Source organism: Gilliamella sp. Pra-s52, assembly GCF_009795805.1.
Taxonomy (GTDB): domain Bacteria; phylum Pseudomonadota; class Gammaproteobacteria; order Enterobacterales; family Orbaceae; genus Gilliamella.
On sequence record NZ_WTEY01000012.1, the window covers coordinates 56936 to 78882 of the forward strand.

Annotated in this window: 25 protein-coding genes; 16 read left to right on the top strand and 9 right to left on the bottom strand. The window is 36.9% G+C overall.

Going from position 1 to position 21947, the window contains the following annotated elements:
* The 8 genes from rplO to rplQ all read left to right on the top strand — a co-directional run bounded on the left by rplO (position 1) and on the right by rplQ (position 4950).
* Positions 1–435 carry a 50S ribosomal protein L15 gene (rplO, locus tag GQ594_RS09135; RefSeq protein WP_039127711.1) on the top strand — a complete coding sequence of 145 codons (435 nt, stop codon included), beginning with the start codon at positions 1–3 and terminating at the stop codon, positions 433–435.
* 8 nt (positions 436–443) lie between these two features.
* Positions 444–1784 carry a preprotein translocase subunit SecY gene (gene secY, locus GQ594_RS09140; RefSeq protein WP_160412368.1) on the top strand — a complete coding sequence of 447 codons (1341 nt, stop codon included), beginning with the start codon at positions 444–446 and terminating at the stop codon, positions 1782–1784.
* Between the two features lie 26 nt (positions 1785–1810).
* A complete protein-coding gene (gene rpmJ / locus GQ594_RS09145; protein ID WP_025314403.1) occupies positions 1811–1924 on the top strand; it encodes a 50S ribosomal protein L36 in 114 nt (37 codons plus the stop codon).
* A gap of 169 nt (positions 1925–2093) precedes the next feature.
* Positions 2094–2450 (top strand): 30S ribosomal protein S13, encoded by a 357-nt coding sequence (gene rpsM / locus GQ594_RS09150; protein ID WP_065586686.1) that lies wholly within the window; start codon positions 2094–2096, stop codon positions 2448–2450.
* A 15-nt stretch (positions 2451–2465) separates the two neighbouring features.
* On the top strand, positions 2466–2855 hold the full coding sequence (gene rpsK / locus GQ594_RS09155) for a 30S ribosomal protein S11 (protein ID WP_025314405.1): 390 nt from the start codon (positions 2466–2468) through the stop codon (positions 2853–2855).
* A gap of 43 nt (positions 2856–2898) precedes the next feature.
* Positions 2899–3519: a 30S ribosomal protein S4 gene (gene rpsD / locus GQ594_RS09160; RefSeq protein WP_065567150.1), complete on the top strand. Its 621-nt coding sequence runs from the start codon at positions 2899–2901 to the stop codon at positions 3517–3519.
* A gap of 25 nt (positions 3520–3544) precedes the next feature.
* The gene (locus tag GQ594_RS09165; RefSeq protein ID WP_034911133.1) at positions 3545–4534 is read left to right on the top strand and encodes a DNA-directed RNA polymerase subunit alpha; all 990 of its coding nucleotides are present in this window, start codon (positions 3545–3547) and stop codon (positions 4532–4534) included.
* A gap of 29 nt (positions 4535–4563) precedes the next feature.
* Positions 4564–4950, top strand: a complete 387-nt coding sequence (gene rplQ, locus GQ594_RS09170) for a 50S ribosomal protein L17 (protein ID WP_034884211.1) — start codon at positions 4564–4566, stop codon at positions 4948–4950.
* A gap of 191 nt (positions 4951–5141) precedes the next feature.
* Here rplQ and GQ594_RS09175 read toward each other — a convergent pair whose 3' ends face one another.
* The 4 genes from GQ594_RS09175 to fabI form a co-directional block, all read right to left on the bottom strand.
* Positions 5142–5345, bottom strand: a complete 204-nt coding sequence (locus GQ594_RS09175; protein WP_160401454.1) for a SlyX family protein — start codon at positions 5343–5345, stop codon at positions 5142–5144.
* A gap of 54 nt (positions 5346–5399) precedes the next feature.
* A complete protein-coding gene (gene radC / locus GQ594_RS09180; RefSeq protein ID WP_202112544.1) occupies positions 5400–6071 on the bottom strand; it encodes a RadC family protein in 672 nt (223 codons plus the stop codon).
* A 170-nt stretch (positions 6072–6241) separates the two neighbouring features.
* Entirely contained in the window at positions 6242–6814 is a 573-nt protein-coding gene (gene slyD / locus GQ594_RS09185; RefSeq protein ID WP_160412369.1) for a peptidylprolyl isomerase, read from the bottom strand.
* A gap of 201 nt (positions 6815–7015) precedes the next feature.
* On the bottom strand, positions 7016–7804 hold the full coding sequence (gene fabI, locus GQ594_RS09190; RefSeq protein WP_160401452.1) for an enoyl-ACP reductase FabI: 789 nt from the start codon (positions 7802–7804) through the stop codon (positions 7016–7018).
* Positions 7805–7997: 193 nt separating this feature from the next.
* Here fabI and tehB point away from each other — a divergent pair, with 193 nt between their 5' ends.
* A complete protein-coding gene (tehB, locus tag GQ594_RS09195) occupies positions 7998–8858 on the top strand; it encodes an SAM-dependent methyltransferase TehB (RefSeq protein ID WP_160412371.1) in 861 nt (286 codons plus the stop codon).
* A gap of 42 nt (positions 8859–8900) precedes the next feature.
* Here the strand turns inward: tehB and fmt are convergent, their stop codons facing one another.
* The 5 genes from fmt to GQ594_RS09220 form a co-directional block, all read right to left on the bottom strand.
* Positions 8901–9863, bottom strand: coding sequence for a methionyl-tRNA formyltransferase (gene fmt, locus GQ594_RS09200; protein WP_160412373.1), 963 nt, complete (start codon positions 9861–9863; stop codon positions 8901–8903).
* 375 nt (positions 9864–10238) lie between these two features.
* Complete coding sequence (locus tag GQ594_RS09205; RefSeq protein WP_160412374.1) at positions 10239–10553, bottom strand: hypothetical protein; 315 nt, start codon at positions 10551–10553, stop codon at positions 10239–10241.
* Between the two features lie 80 nt (positions 10554–10633).
* Entirely contained in the window at positions 10634–12475 is a 1842-nt protein-coding gene (locus GQ594_RS09210; RefSeq protein ID WP_370516488.1) for an SLC13 family permease, read from the bottom strand.
* A gap of 251 nt (positions 12476–12726) precedes the next feature.
* On the bottom strand, positions 12727–14532 hold the full coding sequence (gene edd, locus GQ594_RS09215; protein WP_160412376.1) for a phosphogluconate dehydratase: 1806 nt from the start codon (positions 14530–14532) through the stop codon (positions 12727–12729).
* Between the two features lie 45 nt (positions 14533–14577).
* Complete coding sequence (locus tag GQ594_RS09220) at positions 14578–15108, bottom strand: gluconokinase, GntK/IdnK-type (RefSeq protein WP_160412378.1); 531 nt, start codon at positions 15106–15108, stop codon at positions 14578–14580.
* A gap of 291 nt (positions 15109–15399) precedes the next feature.
* Here GQ594_RS09220 and gatA point away from each other — a divergent pair, with 291 nt between their 5' ends.
* The 7 genes from gatA to GQ594_RS09255 all read left to right on the top strand — a co-directional run bounded on the left by gatA (position 15400) and on the right by GQ594_RS09255 (position 21578).
* Entirely contained in the window at positions 15400–15852 is a 453-nt protein-coding gene (gene gatA / locus GQ594_RS09225; protein ID WP_160412379.1) for a PTS galactitol transporter subunit IIA, read from the top strand.
* Positions 15853–15869: 17 nt separating this feature from the next.
* Positions 15870–16154: a PTS galactitol transporter subunit IIB gene (gene gatB / locus GQ594_RS09230; protein WP_160412380.1), complete on the top strand. Its 285-nt coding sequence runs from the start codon at positions 15870–15872 to the stop codon at positions 16152–16154.
* Positions 16155–16158: 4 nt separating this feature from the next.
* Positions 16159–17535 carry a PTS galactitol transporter subunit IIC gene (locus GQ594_RS09235; protein ID WP_160412382.1) on the top strand — a complete coding sequence of 459 codons (1377 nt, stop codon included), beginning with the start codon at positions 16159–16161 and terminating at the stop codon, positions 17533–17535.
* A 108-nt stretch (positions 17536–17643) separates the two neighbouring features.
* The gene (locus GQ594_RS09240; RefSeq protein ID WP_160412384.1) at positions 17644–18687 is read left to right on the top strand and encodes an alcohol dehydrogenase catalytic domain-containing protein; all 1044 of its coding nucleotides are present in this window, start codon (positions 17644–17646) and stop codon (positions 18685–18687) included.
* Between the two features lie 93 nt (positions 18688–18780).
* Positions 18781–19554 carry a DeoR/GlpR family DNA-binding transcription regulator gene (locus GQ594_RS09245; protein WP_160412386.1) on the top strand — a complete coding sequence of 258 codons (774 nt, stop codon included), beginning with the start codon at positions 18781–18783 and terminating at the stop codon, positions 19552–19554.
* A 204-nt stretch (positions 19555–19758) separates the two neighbouring features.
* Entirely contained in the window at positions 19759–20697 is a 939-nt protein-coding gene (locus GQ594_RS09250) for a hexose kinase (RefSeq protein ID WP_160412388.1), read from the top strand.
* Positions 20698–20723: 26 nt separating this feature from the next.
* Complete coding sequence (locus tag GQ594_RS09255; protein ID WP_160412389.1) at positions 20724–21578, top strand: tagatose bisphosphate family class II aldolase; 855 nt, start codon at positions 20724–20726, stop codon at positions 21576–21578.
* Positions 21579–21947 lie beyond the last annotated feature (369 nt).

Below are 21947 nucleotides of genomic sequence, written 5' to 3' on the forward strand. Positions count from 1 at the left end.
ATGCGTTTAAATACTTTATCTCCTGCTGAAGGTTCAAAGCATGCACCAAAACGTGTAGGCCGAGGAATCGGTTCTGGTTTAGGTAAAACTGGTACTCGTGGTATCAAAGGTCAAAAATCTCGTTCAGGTGGTGGCGTTCGTCGCGGCTTTGAAGGTGGTCAAATGCCTTTATATCGTCGTTTGCCAAAATTTGGTTTTACCTCACGTAAAGCTCAAGTTACAGCTCAAGTTCGTCTTTCTGATTTAATGAAAGTTGAAGGCGATATTGTTGACCTAAATAGCTTAAAAGTTGCAAATGTGATCAACTCACAAATTGAATATGCAAAAATCATGTTATCTGGCGAAGTAACTAAACCAGTAACTGTTCGCGGTATTCGTGTGACTAAAGGTGCTAAAGCTGCAATTGAAGCTGCTGGCGGAAAAATTGAGGAATAAGTAGAAAGATGGCAAAGCAACCAGGATTAGATTTTCAAAGTACACGAGGCGGCAGTGGTGAGCTTAAAAGACGCTTAATGTTTGTGCTTTTAGCGCTTATTGTTTTTCGTCTTGGTTCTTATGTTCCCGTTCCTGGTATTGATACTAAAGCGTTATCGGACATGCTAGCAAAAGCATCATCAAATGGCATTGTAGATATGTTCAATATGTTCTCTGGTGGTGCTTTGAGCCGTGCTTCAATTTTTGCATTGGGAATAATGCCTTATATTTCTGCGTCAATTATTGTGCAGTTATTAACGTCAATAAGCCCTAAATTAGCAGAATTAAAGAAAGAAGGTGAATCTGGTCGTAAAAAGATTAGTCAGTACACGCGCTATGGCACATTGGCTTTAGCAATTGTGCAAGCTGTTGGTATTGCGACTGGTTTACCAAACATTCCTGGTTATGGTGATGTTGTTATTAATCCAGGATTTTCTTTCTACTTTATTGCATCGGTTAGCTTAGTTACTGGTACTATGTTTCTTATGTGGCTAGGTGAACAGATCACAGAAAGAGGCGTAGGTAATGGTATTTCAATCATTATCTTTGCTGGTATTGTGGCAGGTCTTCCTCATGCTATATATGAAACAATTGAACAAGCTCGTTCTGGTTCATTGCATCCGATTTTATTATTAGTGGTCGCAGCTTTAGTGGTGGGTGTGACTTACTTTGTTGTGTTTGTTGAACGTGGTCAACGACGTATTGTTGTTAACTATGCGCAACGACAACAAGGTCGCCGTGTGTATGCTGCACAAAGTACGCATTTACCGTTAAAGATCAATATGGCTGGGGTTATTCCTGCAATATTTGCTTCAACAATAGCTATGTTACCATCAATGATGGCTTCTTGGTTCCAAGGAGACGGTGAAGGTTGGCGATATTTTGTTGTCCTTATAGGGCAATATTTTTCTCATGATCAACCGTTATACATTATCTTTTTTGCGGCGGCGATTATCTTCTTTTGTTTCTTCTATACGGCATTGGTTTTCAATCCAAGAGAAACAGCAGATCAGCTTAAAAAATCTGGTGCATTTATTCCAGGTATCCGTCCAGGTGAACAAACATCTAAGTACATTGACAAAGTAATGACTCGTTTAACGCTAATTGGCGCAATCTACATTACTTTTGTATGTTTGGTTCCAATGTTTATGACAACCGCAATGAATGTTCCCGTTCAATTTGGTGGGACATCTTTATTAATCGTTGTTGTTGTAATCATGGATTTTATGGCACAAGTACAGACTTTAATGATGCCAAATCGTTATGAGTCAGTGTTAAAGAAAGCGAACCTTAAAGGCTACGGCCGATAAGTTAGCCAGAAGTTACGGAGAAAAAAATGAAAGTTCGTGCTTCAGTCAAGAAATTATGCAGAAATTGTAAAATCATTAAACGTAATGGCATCGTTCGTGTCATTTGCGTTGAAGGTAAACACAAGCAACGTCAAGGTTAATTTATTTAACTGTAAAGTTGTGCTTTTGCATATTTTACTTGCCAAAGTATAGTAAAGCTGGCTAGAATAGCCAGCCTAGATTTATTTGTGGATTCACTGTTTGAGTATCCTGAAAACGGGCTTTTCAGTATGGTGAATTCACTGAACATTAACAATAAAGGAGTGCATAGTGGCCCGTATAGCAGGCATTAACATTCCTGATCAACAACATGCTGTGATTGCTTTACAAGCAATTTATGGCATCGGAAGTACCCGCGCTAAGACAATTTGTGCTGAAGCTGGTATTCCTGAACATGTTAAGATCAGAGAACTATCTGAAGATCAGATTGAAAAGTTACGTGAACAAGTCGCTAAATTCACAGTTGAAGGTGATTTACGTCGTGAAGTAACTATGAGTATCAAGCGTTTATTAGACCTTGGTTGTTATCGTGGCATGCGTCACCGTCGTGGACTTCCAGTCCGTGGTCAACGCACAAAGACTAACGCACGTACCCGTAAGGGACCGCGTAAGCCAATCAAGAAATAATTGAGGTATAATTAAATGGCAAAGACACCTGTTCGTACACGTAAACGTGTAAAAAAGCAAGTTTCTGATGGTATAGCTCATATTCATGCATCATTCAACAATACAATTGTAACTATTACCGATCGTCAAGGTAATGCGTTAGGTTGGGCAACCGCTGGTGGTTCTGGTTTCCGTGGCTCTCGTAAGTCAACACCTTTTGCAGCTCAAGTGGCAGCGGAACGTTGTGCTGAAGCCGTCAAAGATTACGGAATTAAGAATCTGGAAGTTATGGTTAAAGGACCTGGTCCTGGTCGTGAGTCAACAATTCGTGCATTAAATGCGGCGGGTTATCGCATCACTAACATTACTGATGTTACTCCGATTCCTCATAACGGTTGTCGTCCACCAAAGAAACGTCGTGTTTAATTTTTATTAAACATTGAATGTTTAGGATTATTGGAGAAATAAAATGGCAAGATATTTGGGACCAAAGCTCAAATTAAGTCGTCGTGAAGGTACAGATTTATTCCTTAAATCTGGAGTCCGAGCGGTTGATAGTAAATGTAAATTAGAACAAGCTCCTGGACAGCATGGTGCGCGTAAACCGCGTTTATCAGATTATGGTGTTCAGTTACGTGAAAAACAAAAAGTTAGACGTATTTATGGAATTTTAGAACGTCAATTCCGTAATTACTACAAAAGCGCAGCGCGAATTAAAGGCAACACTGGTGAAAACCTACTTGGTCTTTTAGAGCGTCGCTTAGATAATGTTGTTTATCGCATGGGATTTGGTGCAACTCGCGCTGAAGCTCGTCAATTAGTTAGTCATAAAGCTGTTCTTGTTAATGGTCGCGTTGTGAATATTGCATCTTATCAAGTTTCACCTGAAGATGTGATCAGTGTTCGCGAAAAATCAAAAAAACAAGCACGTATTAAAGCTGCTTTAGAGCTAGCTGAACAACGTGAAAAACCAACATGGTTAGAAGTTGATGCTAGCAAAATGGAAGGCGTATTTAAACGCTTACCAGAACGTTCAGATTTATCTGCTGACATCAACGAACATTTGATCGTCGAACTTTACTCTAAGTAAAGTTTAGCACTTAAGAGAGGACATAATGCAGGGTTCTGTAACAGAGTTTTTAAAACCTCACCTAGTTGATGTTGTTCAATACAGCCAAACACATGCCAAAGTGACTTTAGAGCCACTTGAGCGTGGTTTTGGTCATACTTTAGGTAATGCACTACGCCGCATTTTATTATCATCTATGCCGGGATATGCAGTAACCGAAGTTGAAATTGACGGTGTTCTGCATGAGTACAGTACTAAAGAAGGCGTTCAAGAAGATGTACTTGATATTTTGCTTAATTTGAAAAAATTAGCAGTGCGTGTACATACTAAAGATGATGTTATGCTGACTTTAAACAAATCAGGTATTGGTGCAGTGACTGCGTCTGATATCACTCATGATGGTGATGTTGAGATTGTTAATCCTGATTTAGTAATTTGTCATCTTACTGATGCAAATGCTTCAATTAGTATGCGTATTCGTGTACAACGAGGACGTGGTTATGTCCCTGCTTCTGCTCGCGTTAAGTCAGAAGATGAAGAACGACCAATTGGTCGTCTGTTAGTTGATGCATGTTATAGTCCTGTAGAACGCATTGCATATTCTGTTGATGCGGCTCGTGTGGAACAACGTACAGATTTAGATAAACTTGTTATCGATATGGAAACCAATGGTACTATCGATCCTGAAGAGTCTATTCGTCGTGCATCAACTATTTTGGCTGAACAACTTGAAGCTTTCGTTGATTTACGTGATGTACGTCAACCAGAAGTGAAAGAAGATAAACCGGAATTTGATCCAATTCTATTACGTCCAGTAGATGATTTGGAATTAACTGTTCGGTCTGCTAATTGCTTAAAAGCAGAAGCAGTTCATTATATTGGTGATTTAGTACAACGTACTGAAGTTGAGTTACTTAAAACCCCTAATCTTGGTAAGAAATCACTTACTGAAATTAAGGACGTGCTCGCATCTCGTGGTTTATCTTTAGGCATGCGTCTTGAGAACTGGCCACCAGCAAGTATTGTTGAAGACTAAGATAAAATTTATATAAGAAGGATAAAGTTATGCGCCATCGTAAAAGTGGTCGTCAACTGAACCGAAATAGCAGCCATCGTCAAGCAATGTTTCGTAACATGACTAGTTCACTTGTTGAACATGAAATCATCAAAACTACATTGCCTAAAGCAAAAGAGTTGCGTCGTGTTGTTGAACCGTTAATTACGCTAGCCAAAAGCGATAGCGTAGCTAATCGCCGTCTGGCTTTTGCTCGTATCCGTGATAAAGATACAGTTAAAAAATTATTTTCAGATTTAGGTCCACGTTTTGCTACCCGTCCTGGCGGTTATGTACGCATTTTAAAATGTGGTTTCCGTGATGGAGATAATGCTCCAATGGCTTATATCGAATTAGTTGATCGCCCTGCAGTAGAAGCAGAAGCAGCAGCTGAATAGTTTTAAATCATTGTGCATCAAAACCGGCTTTATGCCGGTTTTTTATTGTCTACTTTATTTTTATTAGCTTTAATATCAAATTGATAACTTACTTAAATTGGGTATCAATCATCAATTCTGTATTATCTTGATAATGCCTATCATTAAAAAGTCATTAAATGGCAATGCTGATTGTCACCATACAACTGCTATTAATAATGAGGTGGTGGTGTTTCTTCAGATAAGCTAGCAATATTTGATGGCTGTGTTGCTTGTAGTTTTTGTGATAATAACGCTAATTGTTCTTTTAGCTTACTTACATCTGCTTGTAAATTGGTTACCATTTGATTAAGCTCTTCAATGGTGATTTCTTGAAAAGCCACTTTGGTCTCAAGTAATTCTAATTGTTGGTTCATAAAATAGATTCATATATAGATTAGTTAATTAAGCTACATTGTAAGTAAAAACCACTACGAAATCCATCCACGCTCAGCAAAAGAGACATATTCACCTTTGCCGATAACAATATGATCTATAACTCGAATATCAACCAATTCACAAACTTCTTCTATTTTTTGAGTAAGATGGCGATCTGCTTGACTCGGTTCTGCTATGCCTGAAGGGTGATTATGCGCTAAAATTAATGCGGCTGCATTATGTTGTAGTGCGCGTCTGGCAACTTCACGCGGGTGGACTTCTACACAATTATAGGTGCCAATAAACATCTCTTCCGACGAAATAACATGATGTTGGTTATCTAAAAAAATCACCATAAAAATTTCACGATCTTTATTGGCTAAACGACTAGCTAAATAATGATGTGTTACTGATGGTGAAGAAAGCGAATTTTCGTGCGTCATTTTTACTTTCAAATAACGAGATGAAAGTTCAACAACAGCTTTTAACTGTGTATACTTAGCGGTACCTAAGCCATGTTTTTGGCAAAAGTCATGATGACTTGCATTAATTAAATTATACAAAGAACCAAAATCATTTAATAAACGTTGTGACAACTCCAAAACAGGCAAATCACGTGTACCTGTTCGTAAAAATAGTGCCAAGAGTTCAGCGTCACTTAATGCTTCAACACCAAATTTTAATAACTTTTCACGCGGCATTAATTGGGGATATTGCAAAGGCATTGTACTTTTATTTAGTGATTAAAAGTAAATTATGAATGAATGACTAATTGAATAAACTCGAAAAAGAAAATATTCGGCGCTATTTCACAAAAAAACAAACCGTTTTACACAATTTTACAAAAAAAGAAAAAGCGCTATAAAGCGCTTTTAAATATCGATTAGCGATAGAACTAGTGACAACCACATCCACCATGACCGCCGCCACAACAACCATGATCTTCATCGTCTTCTTCATGATCATGACCGCCACAACCGCAACCGCCGTGCCCATGATCGTGTCCGTGAGCACCATGAATATGACCGTGTGCGATTTCTTCTTCTGTTGCTTCACGAATTGCTAAAACTTCAACATTAAATTGTAAATCTTGGCCGGCTAACATATGATTACCATCGATAGTTACGGTATCGCCATCAATAGCGGTAATTTCAACAGGTAAAGAACCTTGATCAGTATCAGCAAAAAAGCGCATACCGACTTCTAGTTCATCAACACCCACAAACACATCACGCGGAACATTTTGTACAAGCGCATCATTAAAGTCACCATAAGCGTTAATGATTTCGACATCAAATTTATCGCCAACTTGATGGCCTTCTAATGCATTTTCGAGATCTTGTAATAAGTTACCTGCACCTTGTAAATATTTAAGTGGTGCAGTAGCTGTAGCTTCATCAACTAACACGCCATCTTTAGTGCGTACTTGGTATGCCAAACTAACCACGGTATTTTTTGCTATTTTCATTTTTTCTCCAACAGACTTGTATTGAGCAAATTACTTTAGATTTTAGCGGAAAAAAGGAGTTATGTATTCTAAATTTTCTATTTAATTGAAAACTAACAAAAGAATAACATAACATAGGAAGATAATAATTTGTTATTAACTATCATTAAAAAAGGCATCAAGATAACCATTGATGCCTTTTTTTAGTGTTAGGAATCAATCTTATTTAAGTTCTAACTCATTCATCGCCGCAATGCTAAATCCACCATCGACATGAATCACTTCACCAGTAATACCTGATGAAAGGTTTGAACATAAGAATGCTGCTGAATTACCCACATCTTCAATTGTCACAGTACGACGGATTGGCGTTACTGATTCACAGTGAGATAGCATCTTTTTAAAATCTTTAATACCAGATGCTGCAAGCGTACGAATTGGACCTGCAGAAATCGCATTAACACGAACGCCTTGAGGACCCATAGCATTTGCCATATAGCGAACATTGGCCTCTAACGACGCTTTAGCAAGACCCATCACATTATAGTTAGGAATAGCACGTTCCGCACCAAGATAAGAAAGAGTCACTAATGCTGAATTTGGGTTCAGCATTGAACGGCATGCTTTAGCCATAGCTACAAAGCTATAAGCACTGATATCATGGGCAATAGCAAAACCTTCACGGGTAACCGCATTAACATAATCGCCATCTAATTGATCGCCAGGTGCAAAAGCAATAGCATGAACAAAACCATCAAATTTATCCCATGTTTTTGCAAGTTCAGTAAAAAGTTCATTGATACTTTCATCATGAGCAACATCGCAAGGTAAAACGATTTTAGAACCGAAATCAGCGGCAAAATCTTCAACACGTGTTTTTAATTTATCATTTTGATAAGTAAAAGCGAGTTCAGCGCCTTCACGATGCATTGCTTGTGCAATACCGTAAGCAATTGAACGATTACTTGCAACACCAGTAACGAGTATACGTTTACCTGTTAAAAATCCCATAAATTATTCCTCTAATTTTCACTATATAGTCTAGGATGATGACGATTATATGTTGATCAAGCCAACTTCGCCACTATAATTTATTTTCGTTGATAGGTTTTTATTTCATTGTTTAAAAGAAATGATTGTTTACCACATCAATATCCTACTATAATAGTCAACTATTATCCTTATAGGAATAGGAGACATCATTTTGGATAATTTAGTTTGTTACAAAACATTACCTATTTGGAATGCTGGTACCTTACCTGCGTTGTTTCGTCAAAAGCATAATACCCAAATTGGTACATGGGCAAAATTACAAATTTTAAAAGGAAGTATTGATTTTGAAATGTTAACGGAACAAGGCGAGGTAATCTCTAAACATTATTTTGATACTCAGCAGCAACCGCCATTTATATTGCCACAGCAATGGCACCGCATTGCCGAAATATCAGATGACTTACAGTGTCAGTTAGCTTTTTATTGTTTGCCTGAGGATTATACTCAAAAAAAATACCAAATGACCAAAACCCACTCTGAGGTACTTAGCGCAACAAAGCTTATCCAAGCAGGAAAGGCATTAGATTTAGGTTGCGGTTCAGGTCGTAATTCACTCTATTTACAGTTACAAGGCTTTGATGTGACCGCTGTTGATAAATCAGAACTCAGTATTGGAAACTTACAACAAATTATTAATGATGATAACCTTAAGCACATTAATGCAATGGTTTATGATATCAATCAAGCAAATTTGCAGGGCGAATATGATTTTATTCTTTCGACCGTTGTTATGATGTTTTTACAACCCGAAAAAATTCCAGCTATTATTGATAACATGCAAAAAATCACCAAATCAGGGGGATATAATTTAATTGTCAGCGCCATGTCTACGCCTGATTACCCTTGCTCTGTTGGGTTTTCATTTACTTTTAAAGAAAACGAATTGCGCCAATATTACCAAGATTGGGAAATACTAAAATATAACGAAGAGGTTGGGCAACTGCATAAAACGGATATACATGGAAACCGAATCAAATTAAGGTTTGCAACCTTATTGGCTAAAAAACGATAAAATTACAGGATATAGCGTCCTGTAATTTTATACATTAATCGATTAACGTGTATTTAGTTTTTCGCCAACCGTAAACCAAGCCTTGCGTGAGTTTAACAAATCTTGGGCCGACATTGGTTTTTTGCCTGCGGGTTGTAAAAGTGTCATATTCAATGCGCCGTTGCTAGTTGCAATACAAATGCCATTTTTATCGGCTTGCAAAATTGTACCCGCAGGCTGTTTTGACGCCATTTTTACCACATCGGCTTGCCATACTTTTACCGGCTCACCATTAACCTCAAAATAACTCACTGGCCATGGATTAAAAGCCCGAACGCAACGCTCCAGTTGTTCTGCAGGCAAATTCCAATCGAGTTTAGCTTCTTGTTTTGATAATTTTTCGGCATAAGTTGCTTGTGATGGATCTTGCTTTTCGGGTTGGATTTTTTGTTCAGTGAGTAAGGCCAATGTATCAAGCAACGCTTGCGGTCCTAATTTTGCCAGTTTTTCGTATAGCGATGCGCTAGTATCGGTCTGCTCAATTGGGCAGGTCAGCTTATATAGCATATCGCCCGTATCAAGCCCTGCATCCATCTGCATAATGGTAATGCCTGTTTGCTCATCGCCCGCCCAACAAGCACGTTGAATTGGCGCAGCACCACGCCAACGAGGTAATAACGAACCGTGCACATTTAAACAACCCAGTTTAGGCATATCCAATACCGCTTGTGGCAAAATCAGTCCATAGGCAACCACAATCATAATATCGGCATTGAGATCGGCAATGATTTTTTGATTCTCTTCTTTTTTTAGCGTGGCAGGTTGATAAACGGGTAAATTGTGCTCGATTGCGAGCTGCTTAACAGGGCTTGCTGTTAATTTATTACCACGACCAGCAGGGCGATCGGGTTGGGTAAAAACGGCGACCACATTATGTTCCGAACTAATAAGTGCCTTTAAGTGAGTGGCGGCAAAATCGGGCGTACCAGCAAAAATGATATTTAAAGGTTTAGTGACATTAGGCATAAGTATTCGTATCCATATTCATAATCGAAAAATAACCTCAATTATACCCGAAACTTAATTAAGAATCTTTAACCCCCAAAAAAGACTATTTTTTTGCCAAAAAGTGGTCAGTAAGCACATTGATTTTATTGAAGTTTTTATGGGCATTTTTTAACAAAACAGCCTTATAAAAACACAATAATCTTTACAAAAAACAATCGGTTATGTTATCTGCCTTATTCCGGCGTCAGAATGTGCCGACAACAGAGAGAGGTTAGCACGCCAAACAGAGATGTTTGGCGTCGGGATGTTTTGTTTTCTGAAACAAACTATAGTTGAAAAATTAATCACAATAGCGAGATTGCCATCATCATAGTTTAAATCGGTAAGTGAACCTTATAAAGGTAGATTACGCCTAATCATACATTCTTTATAAGCTTCAAAAACTTTTTGATTTAATTTCATGCCATACATATAAAGAATGCCGTAGCACAAAAATGCAAGAAAAACATTATCTTTATGTTTTTTTAACATATTATAGTGTTGTGTCAATATTTCATCACTTATTTTATCACTTCTTTTATCTGATTTTACTTGCTTTATAATTACGTAACATAGCAATAGAATAAATAAACCTACGAAAGTCATCAATCCGATAATGAATGCAGCAAAAACTGCAAGTCCCATAATATTTTGTAGAAAATTCATCATTCTTTAATCCTCCTATTTCTCAATTTAATAAAATATGTTTGTCTATTAGTATTATTTTCAATCATTACCATCGTTAGGCTTTAAAACGGGAAAAACACCGGTACTAAAGCAATATCCACCGCCATTACTAAAAACGTTAACGGTACGCCAACTTTGACAAAATCCCCAAAGCTATATCCACCTGGTGCTACAACCATAGTTTTAATTGGCGATGATACAGGCGTGATAAATGATGCCGATGTGGCAATCGCTACTGTCATGGCAAAAGGATGGGGTGAATAACCAAATTTTAATGCTAAATCAATGGCGATAGGTGCAATTAAAATTGCGGTTGCGGTGTTGGATATAAATAATCCGATAGTTGAGCAGAGCAAGAAAATAAATGTTAGCACCATGTATGGACCAAAAGCGCGTAAATGGACTTCTAGCCAAGCTGATATGAGCGAAATCCCCCCCGTTTTGTTGAGCGCTAATGCAAATGGCATCATGCCAATAATTAATATTAAGGTTGGCCAGTGTATTGATTTATAGGCATTGGTCATATCAATGCAACGTGTTGCTCCCATCAGTAAACAAGCAATTAAGGCCGCAACAACGTTTGGCACAATGCCTGTTACCATCAAAGTTATCATGATTGCTAAGTTGATTAATGCTGCTGGCGCTTGGGTGCTTGCGGGGGCTATGTCGTCGATATCTGCTGGGTAGTCTAATACGACAAAATCGTTGGTGCGTGTTTGTAATTTTTGAATCGATCCCCAGTCACCGCAGACTAATAATGTGTCGCTCATTTCTAAGCGTTCTTGGAATAAGTTGTTGGTTTCAACAGGTGCGTGGTTACGCCAAATTCCGATAACGGTTAGAAAGTATTTGCCTCTAAAATCAATTTCGTTGAGGGTTTTGCCACAGAGTGTTGATTCAGGGAGTAGGGCTACTTCAGCCATGCCGACTTGTTTTACTTGTTCTGAAAAATATTCACCACGCAATATTTTGGGTTCTAGGTTGTTGGTGGTTAAGAAAGTGCGGTAATCGGCTTCAGAATGCGACATGTCCAATAGTAATATGTCATTTTCACGAAATTCGGTTGATCCATTAACGGGAATTAATACTTTGTGGAATTTACGCCAGCGTTCAATACCAATAACATTGACACCGTGTTCACTACGTAAGTGTAAAGCATCGATAGTGCGTCCAATAAACGGTGAGCCAGTTAATATTTGAGCACGGTGGGCACGACCAATTAGTTTGTAATCGCGGATAAGATCGGTAATTTTGCGTCTTTGTGGTTGTGTGTTGTTTGGCGTGATTTGTTCCGCAGTAAGTAGCCAATTGCGTGTTAATAAGCAATAAATAACGCCGACAACTAAGACACCAATGCCAATTGGTGTGATCGAAAAGAAGCTAAATTCAGTTAATGATGAGCGATTTAATTCGCTATTAACCACAAGGTTAGGGGCTGTGGCGACTAATGTCATCATGCCGCTAATTAGGGCTGCAATACAAAGTGGCATCATGAGTTTTTTGACATGAATACCCGTGTGATTTGCGATGCTAATGGCAACTGGAATAAAGATAGCTACGACACCAGTTGAGCTCATTATTGAGCCCAGTAAAGCAGCACCGAGCATGATGCAGGTGATGATGCGTATGTCGTTTTTGCCAGCTATTTTTAATATATATTCGCTCATTTTGTATGATATGCCTGTTCTAACTAGACTTTCACCAATAACAAATAGCAAGGCAATTAATATGATGTTGGGGTCACTAAATCCGGATAATGCTTCGGTGGGGGTTAGTACGCCTGTGATGGTGATTGCTGTGATTGTGAGTAAGGCGATAATGTCCATTCTTAATTTACTGAAGGAAAACAGTAAAATTGCGATTAATAACAATAAGCAAACGGTAATAAGTGGATAGTATTCAATAAAGTAATTTGGTAAAAATTGAGTAATTGATGATATTAAATCATGTTCAGATGACAATTGTTCCACAGAAAGTAGCTCTATGATGCCGATTAGATTTTTAACATAATACCTTGATTTGTTACAGTAGGGAATATTTTCAATTTATTTGGTTGTAGTTTTTTATTATTTATTTTCTTGTTTTAATATTAGGCATTAACTTTGTGATACTGATTTTGTCGGTTTCTGCCGCAATGTGCGGCAGATTTTTTGTCTTAAAAGCTTACTGCACCTTCTTCGGCTGAGGTTAAATTTTCACGAATAACCGTGAAAAGTTCACGGCCATAGCCATGATGTGAGTCAGCTAAGTTAAATTTTTCAGGTTCACGTTTAGCTAGTTCTGCTTCATCAACAAGTAATGTTATTTCGCCAGTTTGACCGTTAACACGAATCATGTCGCCTTCTTGGACTTTACTTAATAAGCCTCCGTCATAAGCTTCTGGTGTGACATGAATAGCAGCAGGAACTTTGCCTGAAGCGCCTGATAATCGACCATCAGTTAATAATGCGACTTTATAGCCTTTATCTTGTAGTACGCCTAGTGGGGTTATTAGTTTGTGCAATTCAGGCATGCCAATTGCTTTCGGTCCTTGATAGCGTACAACGACAACACAATCTTTATCTAATTTTCCTGCTTTATAGTCAGCATCTAAATCATATTGGCTATTAAAAACAACGGCAGGTGCTTCGATAATTTGATGTTCAGGTTCGATAGCCGATGTTTTCATTACTGCTCGTCCTAGGTTGCCTGACATAACTTTTAATCCACCATGTGAGTTAAATGGTTTTTTAATCGAGGCGATGACGTTTTCGTCTAATGATTTGGTTGGACCTTCACGGTAAACTAATTTGCCATTTTCTAAAATTGGTTCTTTGGTGTAACGGCTAAGACCATGGCCTGCAACGGTTTCAACATCTTCATGTAATAAGCCACCAGCGAGTAATTCTCGAACCAGTAGAGATGTTCCCCCTGCTGCTTGAAAATAGTTTATATCAGCAGGACCATTTGGATAGATTCGGCAAAGTAGTGGTACAACGGTTGAAAGATCTGAAATATCATCCCAATTAATAATAATTCCAGCGGCTTTTGCCATTGCTACAATATGCATGGTTAAATTGGTTGATCCACCTGTTGCCAGTAGTGCAACTAAGCCATTGACGATGACCTTTTCGTCTACCATTTTACCCACAGGCATGTAATTACCGGATTGTTTTGTTAGGCGTGTAATTTGTTTGGCCGCCGCATTAGTTAATTCAAAACGCAATGCGGTTTCTGGGTGAACAAAGGCTGCACCAGGTAAATGTAATCCCATTAATTCAATGACCATTTGATTACTATTGGCGGTGCCATAAAAAGTACAAGTTCCGCTAGTGTGATATGACGCAGATTCTGATTCTAGCAGATCTTCACGAGACGCCTTGCCTTCAGAATAAAGTTGGCGAATACGTACTTTTTCTTTATTTGATAATCCTGATGGCATTGGTCCTGCTGGTATAAAAATAGCCGGTAAGTGTCCAAATGTTAATGCACCTACAAATAAGCCCGGTACGATTTTGTCACAAATGCCAAGGTATAGTGCGCCGTCAAACATGTTATGCGAAAGACCAACAGCCACAGACATAGCTATGATATCTCGGCTCATTAATGATAGCTCCATTCCCGGCTCACCTTGGGTAACGCCATCACACATTGCAGGTACTCCACCCGCCATTTGTCCAACAGCCCCGACTTCGTGCAGGACTTTGCGGATTTGTTCTGGGTAAAATTCGTAAGGTTTGTGAGCTGAAAGCATGTCGTTGTAAGAATTGATGATACCAATATTGCTTTTTAAAATATTTTTTAGGTCATTTTTATCATCAATACAACAAGCCGCAAAACCATGGGCTAAATTACTGCAAGGTAAGCTTGCTCGGGTTACTTTATTGAGCATTGCTTGTTCTATTTTTTGTAAATAAGCTTCACGAGTTGCTTTTGAACGCTCAATAATACGTTTTGTTACAGCTTGAACAGTAGGATTCACATTAACCTCGACATTTATTTTGTTATTCTTTTTATTCTATTGGTATTATTCACAATGACATATAGAACGAATGACTTGCTCTGTATCATTGACAACGTTGATCAATGGTTGTGCAATGTCTATTCTGTAGACATCGTTTTCCTCACTAGTTGGTTCTTCAAGAGTGTCAAATTGTGATTGAAGCATGCCAGTTTTTTGGTAGTGACCTTGACGTTTAGCTAAACGTTCAGCAATGACATCGTAATCGCCTTTTAGATAGATAAAATGAACGTTTTCATTTTCGCCACGGATAATATCTCGATAGCATTTTTTTAATGCCGAGCAGATAATAATCGATACATCATTGACATTACTCATGGCAAAAGCAGCATTACTAATTAAATGGAGCCAAGGCATACGATCTTCATCATTTAATGGTGTACCACTGCGCATTTTTAGGATATTTGCTTTAGGATGTAAAAAATCACCATCTAAAAAAGCGGCATCTAAATCATAAGCAACTTGTTTGGCTACTGCTGATTTGCCACAACCCGACACACCCATTAATACAAAAACTTGTTTACTTTTTTTAGTCATTGTTGTTCCTTAATTCCATCTTGTTTGTTACGGGTAACATTTTGTCATTTTAATCTTTTATTGCAATTTAAAAAAGTAATTTTTGTGATCTTGATCATAATTTGCTGTTGGAGTGTGTTCTTACACCGATTTAAGAAGCAATCTTTATTTAAAAAATAGATTTCGATCACAAAATAATAAAATCTTATTTGTTTTTTAATTCGAAAGTAATTAATCTTTCGGTATTGTTTTTGTTTTCGAAAGTTATAAGTTGGATCGTAACATAAAAAAGACAAAAAATGGAGATTAAATATGAGAGAATGTCAACTTGTTTTTGATGACAATGTTAATTTTAACAATAGGTTAGATTTGCTAATTCATCTAAGCCGGCAATTACAGCAAAAAGGTATTGTGAAAGAAAGCCATTTGAAAGCTTTGATTGATAGGGAAGCTTCATTTCCAACGGGTATTTTACTTGATGGTTATGCTGTAGCTATTCCACATTGTGGAGCTGAGCATGCAAATAGTCCAGCGATTTTTATTCTTCGTACGCAATCTCCTGTTTTATTTCAACGAGCAGATGATGATGGAACTGTTGATGTTTCATTAATTATTTCATTGGTTGTTACTTCACCAGCAGATCAGCTCACACTTTTAAAAACACTTTTTACAAATCTACAAGATAAAGAATTTTATCATTTTTTATTGAATAGTCCGCAAGATGAAATCGCCAAACATTTTAATGAAATTATATTCAATCAATAAGTTGTTTAGGAGGCATTATGAAAAAAAAGATTATTGTCGCATGTGGTGGTGCAGTTGCAACATCAACTTTAGCTGCTGAAGAGATAAAAGAGTTATGTAATGAAAATAATATTCAGCTTGATCTAGTGCAGTGTCGGATTAATGAAATTAGTACCTTTATTGATGATGTCGACTTGATCTGTACTACAGCAAAGATGGATCAAACTTTTGGTGATATTCCGATTGTGCATGGTATGCCTTTTGTATCTGGCGTTGGAATTGAGCAGTTAAAAGCAAGAATATTATCTATTTTAAAAGGATAAAAATATGTTTACTGAAATTATGCAGTACATTTTGGATCTTGGTCCATCAGTGATGTTACCCATTGTGATTATTCTCTTTTCTCTCTCACTAAGAATGAAAGTGGGTGATGCATTAAAAGCAGGTATTCATATTGGGATTGGCTTTGTTGGTATTGGTTTAGTCGTGGGATTATTAACTAGTTCGGTTGGACCTGCAGCCCAAGCAATGGCAGAAAGATTTGACATTAGTTTAAATGTTGTTGATGTTGGTTGGCCTGGTGCAGCCCCTATGACTTGGGCTTCGCAAATTGCACTAGTTGCTATTCCTATAGCTATTACCGTTAATATTGCGATGTTACTTTTAAAATTAACCCGAGTTGTTAATGTTGATATTTGGAACATTTGGCATATGACATTTAGTGGAGCGTTAGTTTACATTGCAACTGACTCTTACTGGCTTGGTATTGCAGGTGTGATTGTGCATGCGATTATTGCTTATAAATTAGGGGATTGGTTTGCTAAAGATACCAAAGATTTTTTTGAGCTTGATGGTATTGCTGTACCACATGGTACTTCGGCATATTGTGGCCCGATAGCGGTATTTGTTGATACTGTTATCGAAAAAATACCAGGCATTAATAAAATTAATTTTAATGCTGTTGATATGCAAAAAAGATTTGGTGCATTTGGTGAACCGGTCACTGTTGGTTTATTTATGGGAATTTTATTAGGTCTATTAGCGGGTTATGGTGTTAAACAAACCTTACAACTTGCAATTCAAACCGCTGCCGTAATGCTGTTAATGCCAAGGGTGATAAAACCAATTATGGATGGTTTAACCCCAATATCTAAACAAGCACGAAAACATTTGCAATCTAAATTTGGCGGGCAAGACTTCCTTATTGGTTTAGATCCAGCATTATTGTTAGGTCATTCAACTGTTGTTTCTGCTAGTTTGATTTTTATTCCTTTGAGTATTTTCATTGCCATTGTACTTCCCGGTAATGAAGTCCTACCGTTTGGTGATTTGGCAACCATTGGCTTTTTTATCGCTATGGGGGTAGCTATTCATCAAGGTAATCTATTTAGAATTATTATTTCTGGCTCAATCATTATTGCTATTACTTTATGGATCGCCACTCAAATGGTGCCGTTAACTACTCAACTTGCTGTTAATGCAGGCACTATTACTGCCGGTAATGACATTTCAGTTGGCGCAATGGATCAAGGTGGTTCACCAATTACCTATATTTTGGTTCAGCTTGTTAATTCGAAACAGCCTATTGGTTTTGCATGTATCGGAATTTTTTATCTATTTTGCTTATTTTTGACATGGAAACGGGCGCAAAAATTTAAACTATTGTTGAAAAAGCAACAGCTAGACGATACCGATAATGTGTGAATCGATAATGAAAAAGAGTAAGTTTTAAATTTGTTCAGTAACGTTCACTGACAAACCGGTGAACGTTAAAACAGCAACCTAATTTGATTATTAACATAGGAACATAACATGAAAGCAGTCGTTGTTAATGATGAGGGGACTTTATCTGTAGAAGATATTGAGATGCCCAAAATCACTTCATCAGATCAAATTCTGGTAAAGGTGGCATATTGTGGGTTATGCGGTTCTGATATTCCACGCATTTTTCATCATGGAGCACATTTTTACCCAATCACTCTTGGTCATGAATTTAGTGGTACCGTTGTCGAAATGGGAAGTGATGTTACAGAGTTTGATATTGGTGATTTAATTTCTTGCGTACCTTTATTACCCTGTTTTAAATGTGATGAGTGTCAAAAACATTATTATTCTTTGTGTAAATATTATACATTTGTTGGTTCAAGAATAACAGGAGGATTGGCGCAATATATTGTAATTAATAAGAAAAATGCTTTCAAATTACCCAAAAATGTTAGTCCTCTACAAGGCGCATTTTTTGAGCCAATAACAGTTGGGATGCATGCATTGTTATTAGCAGATGGTTGTCAGAACAAAAATGTGGTGATTGTTGGTGGTGGCACAATTGGCTTACTTGCCATGCAATGCGCAAAGGCAATGGGGGCTAAGTTTGTTGCTGTATTGGATATTAATGAAGCGCGATTGGATCTGGCCAAAAAATTAGGTGCTGATGCAGTTTATCACGCTAAGAATATGACAGTATCTGCGATCAATGATGCATTATTATCTCATAGGTTTGCTCAAGTGGTATTAGAAACCGCTGGCACACCAGCAACCGTTAGCTTAGCTATTGAAATAGCAGGTCCAAAAGCCAAAGTTGGTTTAGTTGGTACATTACATAATGATGTAACCCTTTCAGAAAAAACATTTGGATTGATATTACGAAAAGAAATTCAAATTTTAGGCAGTTGGATGAACTATTCAGCACCTTGGCCAGGAAAAGAGTGGCAACTAGTTAGCCAATTTTTTGTAGATGGAAAAATAAAGCTTGATGAACTGGTTGCAGGTGTTGGTAATTTTGATGAATTTGTTCAGCAAGTTAGCGCTTTGAATGGTCATCCAATGAACGGCAAAATTTTATTAAATTGCATGTGATTATTTGATTTATAGTCGTCATCAAAAATGAGTGCTTATCTTTTGATTTTGTTTGTTATACACTGCTGAAAAATTTTCGAAAAAGGAAATATTATGAACGCAGGTGAAAGACGCCAACAAATAGTTGAACTTCTTAATACGAAAGGAACGGTTCTTGTCAGTGACTTATCGCAGCAATATGATGTTTCGGAAGTGACAATTAGAACGGATCTTCGTTTATTAGAAAAGCAAGGAGTTCTTACTCGATTTTATGGTGGTGCAAACAAAATCATGAATAAAGGTGATTTAAAGTCATTTAAAGAATTGCAATTAGAAGAACGCCATCAGCGTTTTATAGAAGCTAAAAAACGTATTGCAATTGCAGCGGTTAAACATGTCAAAGAAGGTGATACCATTATTTTAGATAGTGGTAGTACAACGATGTTGATAGCTGAAGAGTTGGTTAAACTTAAACATATCACAGTCATTACTAACAGTCTTACTTCTGCATTTATATTATCGGATAACAGTGACATTATGTTATTTATGTGTGGTGGTACGCTAAGACATAAAACACGTTCTTTTCATGGAAAAATTGCCGAGCAATCGTTAGATGGCATTTCTGCTGATATTTTGTTCGTTGGTGCAGATGGAATCGATGCAATAAGAGGAATAACAACGTTTAACGAAGGTTACACCATCAGTAGTATGATGGCTAATGCAGCAAGTAAAGTGATTGCTGTTTTAGATTCATCAAAATTTGGACGAAATGGCATTAATGTCGTATTACCACTTAATAAACTTAATACGATCATTACTGATAATGATGTCAATGGCGATTATAAGCAACAATTTGAAGACAAATGCATTGATTTTATAACTGTTTAAATTTTTTAACTGGTGGTTGTGTATCTTTTAAACAGAGCTTAAACGATCTGTAAACTAAACAAAAATAATTTGTACGAATTAAATAGTGACTACATTGTGTATTACTGACTATTTAATTGATTAACAATATTGAACTAGTTTGATTATTTAAGTTTGTTATTTCTCCCAACGATATTACTTCGTAATGAATGCGTAGGTGAGAATATGATATTAACAATTACCATGAACCCTTCAGTGGATATTTCATATCCACTTAATAAACTCCATATTAATGATGTTAATCGTATTGCTAATGTCAAAAAAACAGCTGGTGGTAAAGGACTAAATGTTACCCGAGGTGTTAAATTTTCAGGTATTGATGTTTTAGCTACTGGTATTGTAGGGGGAACAACTGGTGAATATATTCAAAAGCAATTAGATAATGATAATATTCACTACAGCTTCTATGTTACCAAACATGAGTCTAGAAATTGTATTGCAGTTTTGCATGAAGGTAATCAAACCGAAATTCTTGAATCCGGACCGATATTAGATCAAAAAGAGGTAACTAGCTTTTTAGATCACTATCAAAAATTGGTTAACCAAGCAAAAGTAATAACCATTTCAGGATCACTGCCACAAGGTTTTCCGATTGATTTTTATGCCACATTAATTCAAATCGCCAATAAAAAGGCTATTCCTGTTTTGCTAGATTCATCAGGCAAAATATTATTAGCTACATTGGTATCTGAACATAAACCTTACTTAATTAAGCCCAATAAAGATGAATTACAACAAATTATTAAAATAAATATTGATGTTAATGATACTACATCGTTAATAAAAGCCGTGAATCATCCGCTGTTTAATAATATTCCTTTTATCGTTATTTCCTTAGGTAAAAATGGTGCTTTTGTGCGTTGTTATCATCAATATTATCAGATTTCAATACCCAAAATAAATGTTGTCAATCCAGTGGGATCTGGCGATGTCACTTTAGCTGGACTTGCCGTTAGTATTTATGAAAACGAACCGATAGAAGTCATGCTTAAACGGGCGATGACAATGGGCATGTTAAATGCGATGGAGTCACAAACTGGTTTTGTCAATATGCGTAATTATGATGAATATTATCAACAAGTTAGAATTACCCAAATTAATTAAAAATTTATGTTAATTAAGGAGTTATTATGTATCTTATTTCCAGTCAAGAAATGTTAAAAAAAGCACAACGTGAAAATTATGCTGTTCCGGCATTTAATATACATAATCTTGAAACAATTCAAGTCGTAATTGATACCGCTAAACAGATGCAATCACCAGTAATATTGGCAGCTACACCTAGTACTTATCGCTATGCTGGTACAGAGTATTTAATTAATATTTGTAAAACAGCTGCACAAACCAAGCATTTTCCTTTTGCTCTACACCTTGATCACCATGAAGATATCAAAGATATTCAAGCTAAAATTGAAGCGGGTATTCGTTCAATTATGATCGATGCTTCACATCATCCATTTGAAGAAAATATTAACATTGTGCGTAAAACGGTTGAATTTAGCCACAAGTTTAACGCCAGCGTTGAAGCCGAATTAGGGCGGCTTGGTGGGCAAGAAGACGATCTTATTGTCGATAACAAAGATAGTGCTTTTACAGATCCCAGTGCGGCAAAAGAGTATGTCGAACGCACAGGAATAGATTCACTTGCGGTAGTTATTGGTTCAGCTCATGGTATGTATAAAGGTGAGCCAAAACTCGACTTTGAACGATTAGCCAAAATACGAGATAAAGTTGATATTCCACTGGTGTTACATGGCGCATCAGGTATACCTGATGCAATGGTGAAAAAATCGATTTCATTGGGTATTTGCAAAGTAAATGTGGCAACTGAATTAAAAATTGCTTTTTCAGATGCATTAAAACAAGATTTTAAAACTCACCCTGATGCAAATGATCCAAGACATTATATGCAACCAGCTAAATTAGCTATGGCACAAATTATCGAAGATAAAATTCGTATTTGTGGTAGTGCTGGTAAATTGTGATATAAAAGCTAAAGGTATTTTGTTTGATTTAGATGGAATATTGGTTAATTTGTAGAAATTCCTCGTATTCTTTACAGTAATTTGAGAAATGGCTGTAATAAATATCCATAAAAAACACAATTAACGCCCTATCACAATCAAACGATAGGGCATCTATATCATAAATAAAATAACGGTCACTGATTTGACTAAATACTTTATGATCAGTCGCTCACCCATTGATAACTTGCTAAAACCTACCCCCCATTTTTGTTAAAAGCTTTCAGGAAACATCGTGTTTAAGTAAAAAAATCATGACTAAATTGATAAAAATGAACTTATCGTTATTCCTTTTTTAACAAAAATTTAACTACAAAAACAACGTCGCTA